The sequence below is a fragment of the Priestia sp. Y58 genome, assembly GCF_029522095.1.
Taxonomy (GTDB): Bacteria; Bacillota; Bacilli; order Bacillales; family Bacillaceae_H; genus Priestia; species Priestia megaterium_E.
Genome location: NZ_JAKWFL010000020.1, coordinates 1 through 15,857 on the forward strand (window position 1 = coordinate 1; position 15,857 = coordinate 15,857).

The 15,857-nt window shown below is 37.6% G+C and carries 16 protein-coding genes, 1 tRNA gene, 2 rRNA genes, 1 other RNA gene and 1 other annotated feature; of the genes, 5 read left to right on the forward strand and 15 right to left on the reverse strand.

The annotated features are described in order from the left end of the window. From MMB68_RS27275 to tadA, 8 genes are all read right to left on the reverse strand, one after another. Window positions 1–80: ribosomal RNA gene (locus tag MMB68_RS27275) — 16S ribosomal RNA — on the reverse strand; the annotation flags it as partial. Between the two features lie 287 nt (window positions 81–367). Next, the gene (locus MMB68_RS27280) at window positions 368–637 is read right to left on the reverse strand and encodes a pro-sigmaK processing inhibitor BofA family protein (protein ID WP_028410391.1); all 270 of its coding nucleotides are present in this window, start codon (window positions 635–637) and stop codon (window positions 368–370) included. A 116-nt stretch (window positions 638–753) separates the two neighbouring features. Further along, window positions 754–978 carry a YaaL family protein gene (locus MMB68_RS27285; protein WP_013054840.1) on the reverse strand — a complete coding sequence of 75 codons (225 nt, stop codon included), beginning with the start codon at window positions 976–978 and terminating at the stop codon, window positions 754–756. Between the two features lie 14 nt (window positions 979–992). Next, entirely contained in the window at window positions 993–1,589 is a 597-nt protein-coding gene (recR, locus tag MMB68_RS27290) for a recombination mediator RecR (protein ID WP_014461944.1), read from the reverse strand. 15 nt (window positions 1,590–1,604) lie between these two features. Beyond that, complete coding sequence (locus tag MMB68_RS27295; RefSeq protein ID WP_013081327.1) at window positions 1,605–1,925, reverse strand: YbaB/EbfC family nucleoid-associated protein; 321 nt, start codon at window positions 1,923–1,925, stop codon at window positions 1,605–1,607. Between the two features lie 19 nt (window positions 1,926–1,944). After that, on the reverse strand, window positions 1,945–3,633 hold the full coding sequence (dnaX, locus tag MMB68_RS27300) for a DNA polymerase III subunit gamma/tau (protein WP_221786116.1): 1,689 nt from the start codon (window positions 3,631–3,633) through the stop codon (window positions 1,945–1,947). Between the two features lie 130 nt (window positions 3,634–3,763). After that, an RNA gene (gene ffs / locus MMB68_RS27305) (signal recognition particle sRNA large type) lies at window positions 3,764–4,028 on the reverse strand. 102 nt (window positions 4,029–4,130) lie between these two features. Continuing rightward, window positions 4,131–4,601 (reverse strand): tRNA adenosine(34) deaminase TadA, encoded by a 471-nt coding sequence (gene tadA, locus MMB68_RS27310; RefSeq protein WP_221786115.1) that lies wholly within the window; start codon window positions 4,599–4,601, stop codon window positions 4,131–4,133. 79 nt (window positions 4,602–4,680) lie between these two features. On the opposite strand from tadA, the gene MMB68_RS27315 reads away from it, so the two are divergent. The 4 genes from MMB68_RS27315 (at window position 4,681) to MMB68_RS27330 (ending at window position 8,040) form a co-directional block, all read left to right on the forward strand. After that, a complete protein-coding gene (locus tag MMB68_RS27315; RefSeq protein ID WP_221786114.1) occupies window positions 4,681–5,223 on the forward strand; it encodes a cysteine hydrolase family protein in 543 nt (180 codons plus the stop codon). A 56-nt stretch (window positions 5,224–5,279) separates the two neighbouring features. After that, a complete protein-coding gene (locus MMB68_RS27320; protein WP_153254531.1) occupies window positions 5,280–6,581 on the forward strand; it encodes a glycoside hydrolase family 18 protein in 1,302 nt (433 codons plus the stop codon). Between the two features lie 143 nt (window positions 6,582–6,724). Next, entirely contained in the window at window positions 6,725–7,360 is a 636-nt protein-coding gene (locus tag MMB68_RS27325; RefSeq protein ID WP_221786113.1) for a deoxynucleoside kinase, read from the forward strand. Beyond that, a complete protein-coding gene (locus MMB68_RS27330) occupies window positions 7,360–8,040 on the forward strand; it encodes a deoxynucleoside kinase (protein ID WP_221786112.1) in 681 nt (226 codons plus the stop codon). Before MMB68_RS27325 ends, MMB68_RS27330 begins: the two co-directional genes overlap by 1 nt. A gap of 119 nt (window positions 8,041–8,159) precedes the next feature. Here MMB68_RS27330 and MMB68_RS27335 read toward each other — a convergent pair. The 6 genes from MMB68_RS27335 to guaB all read right to left on the reverse strand — a co-directional run bounded on the left by MMB68_RS27335 (window position 8,160) and on the right by guaB (window position 14,623). Then, window positions 8,160–8,252 (reverse strand) — tRNA-Ser (locus MMB68_RS27335). A 111-nt stretch (window positions 8,253–8,363) separates the two neighbouring features. Then, window positions 8,364–9,641, reverse strand: coding sequence for a serine--tRNA ligase (gene serS, locus MMB68_RS27340; RefSeq protein WP_013054831.1), 1,278 nt, complete (start codon window positions 9,639–9,641; stop codon window positions 8,364–8,366). 52 nt (window positions 9,642–9,693) lie between these two features. Next, window positions 9,694–9,906 (reverse strand) — a binding site (T-box leader). Between the two features lie 57 nt (window positions 9,907–9,963). Further along, window positions 9,964–10,551 carry a pyridoxal 5'-phosphate synthase glutaminase subunit PdxT gene (gene pdxT / locus MMB68_RS27345; RefSeq protein ID WP_013054830.1) on the reverse strand — a complete coding sequence of 196 codons (588 nt, stop codon included), beginning with the start codon at window positions 10,549–10,551 and terminating at the stop codon, window positions 9,964–9,966. Between the two features lie 21 nt (window positions 10,552–10,572). Beyond that, window positions 10,573–11,460, reverse strand: coding sequence for a pyridoxal 5'-phosphate synthase lyase subunit PdxS (pdxS, locus tag MMB68_RS27350; RefSeq protein WP_013054829.1), 888 nt, complete (start codon window positions 11,458–11,460; stop codon window positions 10,573–10,575). A gap of 190 nt (window positions 11,461–11,650) precedes the next feature. Beyond that, window positions 11,651–13,006: a serine hydrolase gene (locus MMB68_RS27355; RefSeq protein WP_221786111.1), complete on the reverse strand. Its 1,356-nt coding sequence runs from the start codon at window positions 13,004–13,006 to the stop codon at window positions 11,651–11,653. A 150-nt stretch (window positions 13,007–13,156) separates the two neighbouring features. Then, the gene (gene guaB, locus MMB68_RS27360) at window positions 13,157–14,623 is read right to left on the reverse strand and encodes an IMP dehydrogenase (protein WP_013054827.1); all 1,467 of its coding nucleotides are present in this window, start codon (window positions 14,621–14,623) and stop codon (window positions 13,157–13,159) included. 116 nt (window positions 14,624–14,739) lie between these two features. Here guaB and MMB68_RS27365 point away from each other — a divergent pair, with 116 nt between their 5' ends. After that, window positions 14,740–15,705: a YaaC family protein gene (locus MMB68_RS27365; protein ID WP_221786110.1), complete on the forward strand. Its 966-nt coding sequence runs from the start codon at window positions 14,740–14,742 to the stop codon at window positions 15,703–15,705. A 26-nt stretch (window positions 15,706–15,731) separates the two neighbouring features. Here MMB68_RS27365 and rrf read toward each other — a convergent pair. Then, a 5S ribosomal RNA gene (gene rrf, locus MMB68_RS27370) occupies window positions 15,732–15,847 on the reverse strand. Between the last annotated feature and the right edge of the window lie 10 nt (window positions 15,848–15,857).

Genomic DNA, 15,857 nt, shown 5'->3' on the forward strand with positions numbered 1-15,857 from the left:
TTCTAATCAGTTCGCTCGACTTGCATGTATTAGGCACGCCGCCAGCGTTCATCCTGAGCCAGGATCAAACTCTCCGAAGAAATGTTTGACTTGCTCAATTAAAAAATAAAATTTAACGTTGACGTTTACTATTTCGTTCAGTTTTCAAAGAACTCTTGTCTCAAGGCGACTTTCTTATCTTACCACCTTAAGGATAACTTGTCAATAACTTTTTTGTTAAGTTATTTTCGAGTTGTTTTTTGTTGTTGTCTTAGCGACGTATATAAATATAACATCTGTTAACTTGATGGTCAACAACTTTTTCAAAAAAAATAAAAGTTTTCTCGAAAAGATTCCAGAAAACTTTTATTTTGGATATTCATCCAAATTATAATATGAAATTATTAATAACAAGTAAGGCAGCTATTCCTGGAATACCTAAAATAGCTGAAACAATGGCTGTGGGGAAATTAATAGGGATATGAATACCGAACTGTACGCCAAAGATGTTAATAAAGAAAAGCAGCAGAACGCCAATAATAAGCTTAATCGATAAATTTCCAATGACTCGAAGCATTTTTTCAACACCACCTGTTACTAAGAGTAGAATGATTAGTCCTGTTAAAAAAGACACAACTACAATGGGATGATTTAGCATGTTGCCTCCTTCTTAAAGCAGATAAGTTACCTTATATGTATGTCCAAGCACTCAAAAAAAGCACTATTTCACAGAGAGAAATCCTTATTTTATAAAGACAACAAAACAGGATGCCTCTATGACATCCTGTTAATTGAAATATTTCGATGCTTGGCTTCTTTTAATAGAAAAAGATACTTCATTTTGGCTAATCGAATATCTACCATTACCTCTTCTGAAGGATCTACACTTCTTTCTACCATTGAAGTTTTGTGACTCCATTCCTGCTTTACTTGCATAAAAGTCTTCACAAATTCATCATCATACTCTTTGCGTAACCAACCTTTTCTTTTAAAAAACATATGCAAGTACCTCGTTATACTTCTCTTCTACCTTCTAGGGCTTTAGATAATGTTACTTCATCTGCATACTCAAGGTCTCCTCCAACGGGTAACCCATGAGCAATTCTAGTAATTTTAATTCCTGTCGGCTTTAAGAGCCTAGAGATATACATAGCTGTAGCTTCGCCCTCTATATTCGGGTTAGTAGCTAAAATCACTTCTTGAATCTCATCATCTTGAAGTCTTTTTAATAACTCTGGTACTTTGATATCTTCAGGCCCTATTCCTTCCATAGGTGAAATTGCGCCATGCAGGACATGATACAAGCCGTTATATTCTTTCATTTTCTCCATTGCAATGACATCCTTAGGGTCTTGCACGACACACACCACACTTCGCTCTCTGCGCTGATCTTGGCAAATGTAGCAAGGATCTTGATCTGTGATATGCCCACAAACTGAACAATAGGTTAAATTTCGCTTTGCATTAACTAATGCTTTTGCAAAATCTAATACTGTATCTTCTTTCATAGATAAAACAAAGAATGCTAAGCGAACAGCTGTTTTTGGACCAATGCCGGGTAACTTCATAAAACTATCTATAAGCTTGGATATTGGTTCTGGATAATGCACGTGGCAACCACCTTATTAAAGTCCTGGAATATTTAAACCTTTTGTAAATTGACCCATTGTGTTATTTGTTAAATCGTCCATTTGTTTTAATGCGTCATTTGTTGCTGCTAGTACTAAATCTTGTAGCATTTCAATATCTTCAGGATCTACTACATCCTCTTTAATATTTACATCAATTACTTGTTTCTGACCGTTAACTACAACTGTTACCATTCCGCCGCCAGCTGTACCTTCAACAGTTTTTTCAGCTAACTCTTCCTGCGCTTTTTGCATATCTTTTTGCATTTTTTGCATTTGTTTCATCATTTTTTGCATATTGCCCATGCCTTTCATCATATGAACATTCCTCCTAAATTTACTCTTGAATTTCGATTAAGTCTTCTCCAAATAGCTTTTTCGCTTCTGCAACCACAGGGTCTTCCTCCTGTAGTTGACCTGATGACCCATCACTTTGCTGTCCTTGAAGAAACTCTTCTCTTACTTTATCCCATTCGCTTTCTGGAATTGCAACCATTTCACGCTTGCTGCCAATTAAAGTATATAAGATATTCTCTAAATTATCACGTACATTGTTGTTATTTTCAGAAGCCATTTTGCAATGAATTTCATATTTAAATTTAAGTATAAATGATTGATCTGAAGACGCAACCGGTTCACTGTTAGATAACAACGCTGCATGTGAAGCTTTATTTTGTTGTTTCAATGTGTCTAACACCTGCGCCCAAGATCGCTTAATCGTTTCTAAATTCTGCCGAGTGGCATTTTTTAAAACTTCATTTACCTTCCCAACAGGCGTTTTATACTGACTTCTTGACTGTCTTGTCTGTTTTTTCTCTGTTTGCGCTGCCTGAGCTGTATGATCAACTTGAATGCCTTTTTCTTTTAACTGCTGCAGTTCTGCTTCCATGTGATTCATTTTTTGCAAAATGTCTTGGTATGGAAGACCACTCTCTTGAATTGTAGAACTTTGAGCTAATTTCACTAAAGCTACTTCAAGTAGCACTCGAGGATGATTGCTCCATTTCATCTCTTGCTGAGTTTGGTTCAATTCAGCAATGACTTTATAAATAAAGTCACTATCCATTTTTGAACTCAGTTCTTTAAACTCTTCGTTAACCGCTGCTTTTTCAAGTAAATATGCATTTTCTTCAGAAGCTTGATAAAGCAGAACATCACGATAATAGAAGATGAGGTCCTCTACAAACCTCGCTGGATCTTTTCCGTTTTTGATCAAACTTTCAACAGAGTCTAGCGCTTCTACAATGTTTTCGTTAAAGATAGCTTGGACGATCTTCACAATAAAAGCCTGTGATACTGCTCCTGTTATAGATAGAACATCCTCTAAGCTCACCTTCTCCGTACTATACGAGATGGCTTGGTCTAAAAGACTAAGTGCATCTCGCATGCCGCCTTCTGAAGCTTTCGCAATTTCGTAAAGAGCATCCTCGCTTACTTCTAGCTCTTCAGAACCTAATACTTCCTTCATCCGATATACGATATCTTCTGGCGAAATGCGTTTGAAATCAAAGCGCTGACATCTAGAGATAATCGTTAATGGAATTTTATGCGGCTCTGTTGTAGCTAAAATAAAGATAACATGTGCAGGAGGTTCTTCTAACGTTTTTAATAAAGCATTAAAAGCTCCAATTGAAAGCATATGAACTTCATCAATAATGTACACTTTGTATCGAACAGCACTAGGTGCATATTTTACTTTATCACGGATATCTCGAATTTCATCGACTCCATTATTAGAGGCTGCATCAATTTCAATTACATCAGAAATGGAACCATCAGTAATTCCCCGACAAGTTGCACATTCATTGCAGGGTTCAGCAATGGGTGCTTTTTCACAGTTAACGGCTTTAGCTAAAATTTTAGCAGCTGTTGTCTTTCCTGTCCCTCGAGGTCCAGAAAATAAATACGCATGCGAAAATTTCTCTTGGACAAGGGCATTTTGAAGTGTTTTGATAATATGTTGTTGACCGACTACGTCGTTAAAGCTTTGAGGACGGTATACACGGTACAGAGCCTGATATGCCACTACACCCTCTCCTTTTAATATAATTCATTAGTTATCATTATAGCGTATTATAAGGTTTTTTTTCAAAATAGTGAGAGATAAAATAAAAAGCCTACTCCAACAGAGTAGACTAAACTTATGTATATAACTGCCGTGCACCTTCCGTCGATTAGCCACCCCAGGCGTTACTTAAGCAGTTAGCTCGGTTCAGGCGACCCCATGGCACATGAGAGGTTCTGCTTACTGCTGCTTCCTTCCGGACCTGACAGGGTTCACAGATTCCCATTGCATAGGACCCAAACGTCAACACCACTTACTTAAGGCAGGCCCTAAGATGAGCTAACCTCAAGAAGGAATTCGGCCTCGCTAGAGCGGATTGCGAGTACAGGGCACCGCTACCTCCCCGCTTAGCACGGCAAAGTTGAAACCAATAGTTTGGGCATCAAGTTGATGCATTTACAAGTATACGTCTTTTCATTCAAAAATGCAACCGCTATAGAAAACTTACTTTTTTAGCGCTATTTTCCAGACTTTTTTCGTTGGCGCAACTCACGAAAAAAGGTGGTTAAGAGGCTCCCACATTCTTCTTCTAGCATACCTCCTACTACTTCTGCTTGATGATTAAACTTTTCAAACTCTAATAAGTTTAACAATGTTCCCGCGCAGCCACCTTTAGGATCATAAGCGCCAAACACAACTCTTTTTACTCTTGATAATACAATAGCACCTGCACACATAGGACATGGTTCTAAGGTGACATATAACGTAGCGTCTTCCAATCTCCATGTTCCTAGTTTCTTGCATGCTTCATCAATTGCTAAAAGTTCTGCATGAGCAACTGATCGCTGTTCTGTTTCTCGTAAGTTATAAGCTGAAGCAACCACTTCATCATTTTGAACAATAACTGCTCCAATGGGAACCTCTAATTTATCTTTGGCTTTTAATGCTTCATCAATTGCCAACCTCATATACTTTTCATCATTTAACACTTTTTATCCAACCTTACATATTATATTTTTTCTGAGTCACACTATTTACTATGTACATCAGGAAAAGGAGAGACCTTGTGTGAAGAACGCTAAAACTGCTTTAATTATTATTGATATGCTAAACGATTTTCAATTTAAAAACGGCAAAATACTTGCTGAAAAATCTTTAACAATTGCTCAAAACATTGCCCAGTTAAAACAGTACGCATCGTCTCAACATATCCCTATTATCTATGTGAATGACCACTATAAGCTATGGCAGGCAAACTTAGAGACCATTTTAACACACTGTACAAATGAGGTAAGTTCACCCGTTCTACATCATATTTCACCACAAAACGCTGATTACTTCTTAATTAAACCAAAGCATTCTATCTTCTATGGGACAGCTTTAAATATTTTGCTATCACAGCTCGATGTGCATACGCTTATTTTAACAGGAATTGCAGGAAATATATGCGTGCTTTTTTCAGCCAACGATGCTTATATGCGTGAGTATAACTTAATTGTGCCTGAAGATTGTATTGCTTCAAACGCAGATGAAGATAATACCTTTGCTTTGAGAATGATGCATAATGTATTAAATGCTCATATTTGCAAACATACCGAGTTGATGAATTAAGTAAAAAGCCTTCTCATATGATGGAAGTAAGTCATATGAAATGGAGGCTTTTTATTATGCAAATTTACACTGTTAAAGCAGGTGACAGTATATATAGTATTGCAAAACAGTTTCGCATTGACGCAGGAAAGATTATAAGAGCAAATGAATTACCTAATCCAAATCAACTCGTCATCGGGCAATCTATGGTTATTCCAATCAACGGTACTTACTACACAGTAAAAGCCGGAGACACTATATGGAAGATAGGAAGAAAATTAGGCGTTAGCTATCAGGCTATTGCCAATGCGAACAATGTTTCAGTTACAGCACCCTTAACCCCTGGCCGCCGCATCTTAATTCCTCCTTCCCCAAACAAAAGAAACGGTGAGTTTTTAGGGTATGTTGAAACAAGCAATCGAAAAATCACTCCTCAAACAGAGAAAATGATTAATCAGAATGCAAAATACCTTACTTATCTTGGACCAGCGAACTTCGAAGTGCAAAAAGACGGTTCTCTAAAGGCGCCTCCACTTAACAATTTAGGTTCTATTGCTAAAGAAAATGACGTCATTTTCTTAATGGTATTGGCTAATATTGAAAACGGCGCATTCAGTGACGAAGTCGGCCGAGCAATTTTAAATAATAAAGACGTTCAAGATACGCTCTTAAATAATATTGTAAAAACAGCGAAAGAACAAAATTTCAGAGACATTCACTTTGACTTCGAATTTTTGCGTCCGGCAGATAAAGAAGCTTATATTGCATTTTTACAAAAAGCAAAAAAGCGTCTTCAAGATGAGCAACTTCTTATGTCTGTCGCTTTAGCTCCGAAGACAAGTCGAGATCAAAAAGGCAAATGGTATGAAGCACATGATTATAAAGCCATTGGAGAGATTGCTAACTTCGTTGTTCCGATGACATATGAATGGGGATATAGCGGTGGGCCTCCTATGGCCGTCTCTCCTATTGGTCCCGTACGTGATGTTTTAGAATATGCAGTGTCTGAAATACCTAGTTCAAAAATTATTATGGGTCAAAACCTATACGGTTACGATTGGACACTTCCTTACAAACCAGGAGGAGAATATGCCAAAGCCATTAGTCCTCAACGAGCTATTGAGTTGGCAGCTCGCTATAAAGTAGCTATTCAATACGACAATAAAGCACAGGCTCCTTTCTTCCGGTATAAAGATGAACAGCAGCGCACCCACGAAGTATGGTTTGAAGACGCTAGGTCTATTCAGGCCAAGTTTGATTTAATCAAAGAATTAAAACTTAGAGGAATGGCCTACTGGAAACTAGGCTTGGATTTCCCGCAAAACTGGCTCTTGATTGAAGATAACTTCAAAATTACAAAAAGAGTGACACAGCCATAAATAGGGAAAGCTTACTGTGAACAGTAGGCTTTTTGTTATTCTTCTTACTAGAAGAAATTTCTTTTCCCCTTATTCTCCTTCTCTATGTTAAAATATTTTTTGTCTGTTTTTTTTGAACGAGTGGTCATGAAGGAGGCAAATGAATGCAAGGCACACCTTTTATTTCAGTAGAAGGACCCATCGGTGTCGGAAAAACCTCTCTAGCTAAAGAGATTGCACAAGCATTTCAATTCGAAATTTTAAAAGAAATCGTAGATGAAAATCCATTTCTCGGGAAATTTTATGAAAATATTAACGAGTGGAGTTTTCAAACCGAAATGTTTTTTCTATGTAATCGATATAAGCAGTTGGAGGATATTCAAAAAGGGTTCTTATCTTATAAAAAACCTGTTGTAGCAGATTATCATATTATGAAAAACATGATTTTTGCTGAGCAAACGTTAAAAGATGAACAGTATAAAAAATATGTACAAATCTTCCACATCTTAACGGCTAATATGCCAGCTCCGAACATTATTATTTATTTAAATGCCAGTTTGGATACCTTGTTAAAGCGTATTAAAATGCGCGGAAGAGAAATTGAACGAAACATCGATCCTCACTACCTTGCGAGGCTAAGTGATGATTACGAAAAGGCTATGACGGCGTTTGAACAAAATAACCCTGATGTAACCATTTTACGTTATGACGGTGATGAAATAGATTTTGTACAAAATAAACAACACTTAAATAGAATCTTATCAGAGGTTCAAGAGAGTATGTTAAAAAGGAGTATGTAATGGTAAACTTACGATCTAAATACAACATTCCTAATGATGCTGTGTTGACGATAGCGGGTACAGTTGGAGTTGGGAAATCTACAATGACTCAATCATTGGCTGATGCTCTCCAATTTCGCACATCGTTTGAAAAAGTAGATTCCAACCCTTACCTGGACAAATTTTATGGGGATTTTGAACGTTGGAGCTTTCACCTACAGGTATATTTTCTAGCGGAACGCTTTAAAGAACAAAAGAAAATTTTCGAGTATGGCGGCGGCTTCATCCAAGACAGATCCATTTACGAAGATACCGGTATCTTCGCTAAGATGCATTTTGAAAAAGGAACGATGTCTAAAGTAGACTATGAAACATATACAAGCTTATTCGATGCAATGGTTATGACTCCATATTTCCCTCATCCGGATCTGCTCATTTATTTGGAAGGCAGCTTCGAAGATATTGTAGATCGCATTCAAGAAAGAGGGCGACCAATGGAACAGCAAACGCCTCTTGATTATTGGAAAGAGATGCACGCCCGATACGAAGACTGGATTAATAACTTTACGGCTTGCCCTATTCTTCGTTTAGATATTAGAGAATACGACCTTCTTAAGGATCCTGATTCAATTGAATCAATTGTGGAAAAAGTGGCTCGCTTTTTACAACATAATGAAAAGTTAAAACGTCGTCATCTATAAAAAATGCCGCTTTATCTATTAAAGCGGCATTTTTAACAAATAAAAAACCGTTACTTATAAGTAACGGTTTTCCAATCTCCAATTTATCGCGCTATGTTAATTGCATTATAAGTCAAATATGGCGGAGGAAGAGGGATTCGAACCCCCGCGGGCTTTAACACCCCTGTCGGTTTTCAAGACCGATCCCTTCAGCCGGACTTGGGTATTCCTCCGTATCGACAAGTATTAATTTATCATATACAAATAATGAAGTCAACTCTTTTATTGATTTTTAAAAAAAAGATGTTCATTAAGAATTAATTCTTAATGAACATCTTCTATTTTTATTTAGAAATAAATTCTTTATTTCCCATATATGGACGAAGCACTTCTGGAATTTGAATTGATCCATCTTCCTGCTGGTAGTTTTCTAAGATTGCAGCTACCGTACGGCCAATTGCTAAGCCAGAACCGTTTAGTGTATGAACATGCTCTGGTTTTGCTTTTGTATCACGGCGGAAGCGAATATTAGCACGGCGAGCTTGGAAGCTTTCAAAGTTTGAACAAGAAGAAATTTCACGATACGTTTCATAACTTGGAATCCAAACTTCAATATCATACTTTTTGGCTGCTGTGAAACCTAGGTCAGCTGTACACATGCTTAGAACTCGGTAAGGTAAACCTAATAGTTGAAGAACCTTTTCAGCATGGCCTGTTAATTTTTCTAATTCATCATAAGAATCTTCTGGCTTAACAAAGCGAACAAGTTCTACTTTATTAAACTGATGCTGACGAATAAGACCACGTGTATCTCTTCCTGCAGAGCCTGCTTCTGAGCGGAAGCAAGCACTATACGCTGTATAAGCAATTGGAAGCTGATCTCCGCTTAAGATTTCATCACGGTGTAAATTTGTAACTGGTACTTCAGCTGTAGGAATTAAGAAATAATCTTCTTCTTTAATCTTGAATGCATCTTCTTCAAATTTAGGAAGCTGCCCTGTTCCCGTCATGCTTGTACGATTTACCATATATGGAGGAAGGATTTCTTCATAACCATGCTCATCCATATGTAAATCCATCATAAAGTTAATAAGGGCACGTTCTAATCTTGCACCTAACCCTTTATAAAATACAAAGCGGCTTCCCGTTACTTTCGAAGCTCTTTCAAAATCTAAAATATTTAAATCAGTTCCTAAATCCCAATGCGGTTTTGGTTCAAAATCAAATTGTTTAATTTCTCCCCATTTGCGAACTTCTACATTATCATCTTCAGTTTCACCTACAGGCGTACTTTCATGTGGAACGTTAGGAATTGAAAGTAGCAATAGTTCTAATTCTTCTTCAACGCTGCGAAGCTCTTCATCCAATTGCTTTACGCGGTCTCCTACTTCACGCATTTCAACGATTAAATGATCAGCATCTTGTTTTTCACGCTTCAATTGTGCAATTTGCTGTGATACTTCATTTCGCTTGCTTTTTAACTCTTCTGTTTGAGCAATTAGCTCTCGGCGTTTTGCATCTAACTCTTCAAAGCGACCTAAGTCCGTTAAGTCCTCACCACGAAACTTGAGCTTTTCTTTTACTTCATTAAAATTAGCACGTAAAAATTTTAAATCTAACATACTTAGTACCTCCTTTAGTATAAAAGGGCAAAATAAAAACTCTCATCCCCATGAAAGGGACGAGAGTTTACCCGCGTTGCCACCCTAATTGAAAGCTAAAATAAGCCTTCCTCTTAAACCAGATAACGGATGAACCGAAACTGCCTACTACTTTTTCGACAGCTTGCTCCAGGACGGATTCATAAGAATTGATTATCGATTCACACCAGCCATCGACTCTCTTGAAATCAAAAATCTTATTACTATTTCCTATCAACGCTTTATACCAATATCATTTTTATTAATCATAATGTACTACAAGTCTGTACAAGATGCAATTCATTTATACAGGTTTTTTTGAAGCTTCTTCAACCATTGCTACGAAATACTTTGCCATGCGAGCATCATCTGTTAATTCTGGATGAAACGAACATCCCAAGAATTGACCTTGTCTTGCCGCAACAATTCGGTCGTTATGCATGGCTAAGACTTCAACGTTTTCTCCTACTTCTACAATATGCGGAGCACGGATAAATACGCCTATAAAATCTTCACCGATATCTTTAATATTTAGGGCAGCTTCAAAGCTATCCCGTTGACGCCCAAACGAGTTTCGAGCTACCGTAATATCCATAACACCTAAATGGGGCTCTTCACGGTCAACGACTTGTCCCGCGAGTAAAATTAAACCCGCACACGTACCAAATACCGGTTTACCTGCTTGTGCAAACTGGCGAAGAGGTTCCATAAAGTCATATTTGTCAATCAGACGACGCATCGCTGTGCTTTCGCCGCCCGGTAGGATTAAACCATCTATTTCGTTTAGCTGTTCAACTTTTTTTATGATAATGGCTTCAGCGCCTGCTGCTTCTAATGCTTGTGCATGCTCGCGAAAGGCACCTTGTAATCCTAACACGCCTACTTTTACCATTTTGTCAAAACTCCCTTTAAATTACCATCCACGCTCTTGCATGCGGTTTTCTGGTAATAATGATGAAATTTCAATCCCTTTCATTGCACTTCCTAATCCTTTTGATAAGTTTGCAATCAGTTCATAGTCTTGATAATGTGTTGTTGCTTCCACGATTGCTCGCGCAAACTTTTCAGGGTTGTCTGATTTAAAGATTCCTGATCCAACGAACACGCCGTCTGCTCCAAGCTGCATCATTAACGCTGCGTCTGCGGGTGTTGCTACACCGCCTGCTGCAAAGTTTACAACCGGTAAACGACCTTCACGTTTAATTTGCAGTAATAACTCATAAGGTGCACCTAATAGTTTAGCTTCTGTCATTAACTCATCTTCGTCCATGCCCACAACTTTACGTACTTGAGCATTTACTTGACGCATATGACGCACTGCTTCTACAATGTTTCCTGTCCCTGGTTCGCCCTTTGTACGAAGCATTGCAGCTCCTTCAGCAATACGACGAGATGCTTCGCCAAGATCACGGCAACCGCAAACAAATGGAACCGTAAATGTATTTTTATTTAAATGAAACTCCTCATCAGCTGGAGTCAACACTTCACTTTCATCGATGTAGTCTACACCCATCGCTTCTAGCACTCGTGCTTCAACAATATGGCCAATACGAGCTTTTGCCATAACTGGAATGGACACAGCATTCATCACTTCTTCAACAATTGTTGGGTCTGCCATACGAGACACGCCGCCTGCTGCACGGATATCAGCTGGAACACGCTCTAACGCCATAACAGCAACAGCGCCTGCTGCTTCTGCAATTTTTGCTTGCTCTGCATTGATCACGTCCATGATAACGCCACCTTTTTGCATTTCCGCCATTCCTCGTTTTACACGATCAGTACCTGTAATGTTATTCATGTTTGTCTTCCTCCTGTATCAAGTGTTTCACAATAATTTTTAGTGTATATACAAAATTCAAAACTTAGTGTCTATTTTACCGTATTTTTCGGAAAATTCCTATCTAATTTATAGATTATATACAAACAAATCTAAAAATAAAAAGAAGAGATACTCTCTTGTAGTATCTCTTCTTTCTCTTGAGTTATCATTAAAACCAATTATTCACTGTATTTGCAGCATTCATCCAAATATCGCTGAAGAAGTTACCAATACTGCGGATAGCGAGAGAGAACCATCCAGCTTTTTCAACAGATTCGTTTGTCACAACCGGCGTCATGCTATCTGTAGTTTGACCTCCTACATAGCCTAGATCTTTGAGATTGCTGTTTGTTGCACTCACATAAGCAACTGTTTCTCCTTTTTTAATAGGAGCAACAACTTTTTGATCGTTCATAACTTTATCGTTTAACTTAAAGTTGATTTTAGTATGATCTTTTTGACCTTTTTCGGTAATAATCTTTACCGAATTCTTTGGAGAAACGGAAGCTTCTTTTGATTTTCCTTTAGCAACATCAATTGTTTCATGCCCTTTGATTTCGCCGTTAGCAGGTACTACTTCTTTTAACTGAAAATGACTAAAAGCATAATCCAATATCTTTTTCGTTTGAGAAAAACGAGCAGCTTCCGTAGACTTGCCGTTTTCCTTGGCATTCATTACAACTGTTATGTATCTTACCCCGTTACGCTCTGCAGTTCCAGTGAAACATTGACCTGCAAAATCTGTATGACCAGTTTTTAAGCCGTCTACGCCGCTGTAGGCAGCTGAAAAACCTGGGAGCATCTTATTCCAATTGTTCATTTTTGTTTCGCCTTGTTGCCCTTGTCTAAACATTTTAGAAGGAGTTTTAGCTACTTCCAAAGATTCTGGATAATCATGAATTAAGTGATAAGCAAGGGTAGCAACTGCCCGAGCCGATAGAAGGTTCTCATCTTCTTCCTTCGTTCCTTTTGGATACATTCCTTTTAGCAAAGAATTAGAAAGACCGGTAGAATTGACAAATTTTGATTCACCCATATTTAATCTTTTTGCCGTTTCATTCATTAACTTAATAAAACGTTCTTCAGAACCACTGACAGCTTCAGCTAAAGCAATTGCAGCTCCATTAGCTGAATAAATAGCCATGGCATCATATAATTCTTTCACCGTGTATTTTTGGTTTTCAATTAACGGTACATTTGATAATCCATAATCCTGAGAAATTTTAGCTGCATATTTACTAACTGGTACACGTTGATCCCAAGATAATTTCTTATCTTTTATGGATTCTAATACTAGGTATTCCGTCATCATTTTTGTCATGCTTGCAATACCTAATAAAGCATCCGTATTTTTACCGTATAATACTTTCCCCGTACTTGCCTCTACTAAGATTGCTGCATCTGCTTCAACGCCAATATCATCTGTTTTAGGAGCAGCTGATGCTTGTGTAGAGACAAAAAATACGCTGGCCATTAACATAACAGCAATGACACAAATTAATTGTTTCTGTACTGCGTTTCTCACTCTATACCCTCCAAACGTAAACTCACATAAATGTAATTTTATCATACTAAAATTTAAAAAAATAGATAAAGAAGTACTGTTACATTCATGATCCATGACATAAAAAACACGTTTCCCTAATAGGGAAACGCGTTTTTTTAACATTCATGATTATCTCATAGAATAGTTAGGAGATTCTTTTGTGATTTGTACATCATGTGGGTGGCTTTCTCTTAAACCTGCTCCAGTCATACGAATGAATTGTGCCTGTTCACGTAACGCTTCTAAGTTAGCTGAACCACAGTAACCCATTCCTGCGCGTAAACCGCCAATCATTTGATATAAAGTATCTGCTACAGGTCCTTTGTAAGGCAAACGTCCTTCGATACCTTCTGGAACTAATTTTTTATTATCTTCTTGGAAGTATCGATCTTTACTTCCTTTTTCCATAGCTCCTACAGAACCCATTCCACGGTACACTTTAAAGCGTCTACCTTGGTAGATTTCTGTTTCTCCAGGACTTTCTGTCGTTCCTGCTAGAAGGCTTCCTAGCATTACTGTATGTCCACCAGCTGCAAGTGCTTTTACAATATCTCCAGAGTATTTAATACCGCCATCTGCGATAATAGCTACACCGTGCTTACGAGCTTCAGTTGCACAGTCATATACTGCTGTAATTTGTGGAACGCCTACACCAGCTACAACACGAGTTGTACAAATTGAACCAGGTCCAATTCCTACTTTTACTACGTTTGCTCCTGCTTCAATTAGTGCTTTTGTACCTTCAGCAGTTGCTACGTTACCAGCAATAATATTTAACTCTGGATATGCCTCGCGAATGCTGCGTACTGTATCTAAAACGCCTTGTGAATGTCCGTGCGCTGTATCAATAACGATAACATCAACGCCAGCTTGTACTAATTTTTCAATACGAACGTTTGAATCAGCTGTTACGCCAACAGCTGCTCCAACTAATAATCGACCTTGTTGATCTTTAGCTGCATTTGGAAACTCAATTACTTTTTCAATGTCTTTAATTGTGATAAGACCTTTTAATACGCCATTGTCATCTACAAGAGGTAACTTTTCAATTTTATATTGCTGTAGAATTTTCTCTGCTTCTTCTAAAGTCGTTCCTACTGGAGCAGTAACTAATTCTTCTTTTGTCATTACATCAGCAATTTGCATTGAATAATCTTGGATAAAACGCAAGTCGCGGTTTGTAAGGATTCCAACTAGTTTTTGTTCTTCTTCGTTGTTGACAATCGGCACACCTGAGATACGATATTTGCCCATTAAATGTTCAGCAGCAAACACTTGATTTTCAGGAGTTAAAAAGAAAGGATCCGTGATAACACCACTTTCAGAACGTTTTACTTTATCAACTTGTTCTGCTTGCTGTTCAATCGACATGTTTTTGTGAATGATACCTAAACCACCTTGTCTAGCCATCGCAATAGCCATTTCAGCTTCTGTAACTGTATCCATTCCTGCACTGATGAACGGCACCTTTAATTTTAATGTTTTTGTTAGTTCAACACTCATATCAACGTCTTTAGGTAGTACCTCAGATTTTGCTGGCACCAGTAAAACGTCATCAAATGTTAAGCCTTCTTTAGAAAATTTGCTTTCCCACATTATAGAATCCTCCTTTAAACGACAGAATATTATTAGTAGATTAACAAGCAGATATGTACCTGTCAATAACTTCACTAGATATCAGATAATTCTAATAAAAAGAAAAGGTGATTTAGTTGCATAAATTTAATGATGTTTGGACGTCCTACAATTTATTTTTCTCTGTTCCTTTTGTACAAGACTTTTTAAAAAAGCGCTATCAAAAGTTGAATTATAGCGATGCAGAGCAACATAGCTTTAAAAACAGTTACCCCTTTATTTATTATTTGGAACACAGTAAAAATTATTATCAAGTTGCGGCACAATCTCCTGTATCAGTTCAACCAGTTTTATTATTTTATGGAATGTCACAGCTGTTAAAAGCCTGTTTGTTAACACAAAACCCCGTATATCCAGAGAATACTGCGGTGTTAGCACATGGAGTGTCAACACGAAAAAGAAAAAAACAAAGTTATGATTTTTTAGATGATGAAGTTAAGATCCAAAAAAGCGGTTTGTTTTCACAAGTAGGAGAAGAATTGTTTCATGTGAAACAACTGGAAGGTAGTAAATATACAATGAATTACCTGTTGTCGTGCGTACCGGAATTAGATACATTGTTTTTAAATTTGGGTACTAGGTCATTTTCCCATTTAACAACTATTGGATCGCTTCCAGCTACCTCTTTGTCTATTCCTGAACAAGTTACACGTTGTTATCATATGAATCACGAAAGGCTCTACTCTTTTTTAAAAGAGCGCTCCCGCCTGTCATTGTCTCTGTCAGAAGATCAGGTATGTATTCTTGCACCTTCAAGCTGTTTATATAATTGTTCACCTTTTATGTACAATTTTCAAGATAACACCCTGCATGCACCGTTGGAAAAAGATAGCTGCTTATATTTTCCTGAGATGTTGGCGCATTACTTATTACTTTATAATTTAAGTATGATTTCACGTTATGAAACAGAGTGGTGGTATGAATTATTGCATACATACTCTTCGAAAGATTACCCATTTATCTTGAGATTCCTGGAGGTTACAGCTCAAAAGATTCCTTACTTAATTTCTTGTTACTTAAATGAACATACAAAAAAAGACTAGCTAAAATAGCTAGTCTTTTTTTAAGTGCCTGGCAACGTCCTACTCTCACAGGGACAAAGTCCCAACTACCATTGGCGCTAAAGAGCTTAACTTCCGTGTTCGGTATGGGAACGGGTGTGACCTCTTCGCTATCGCCACCAGACAAGAGATTG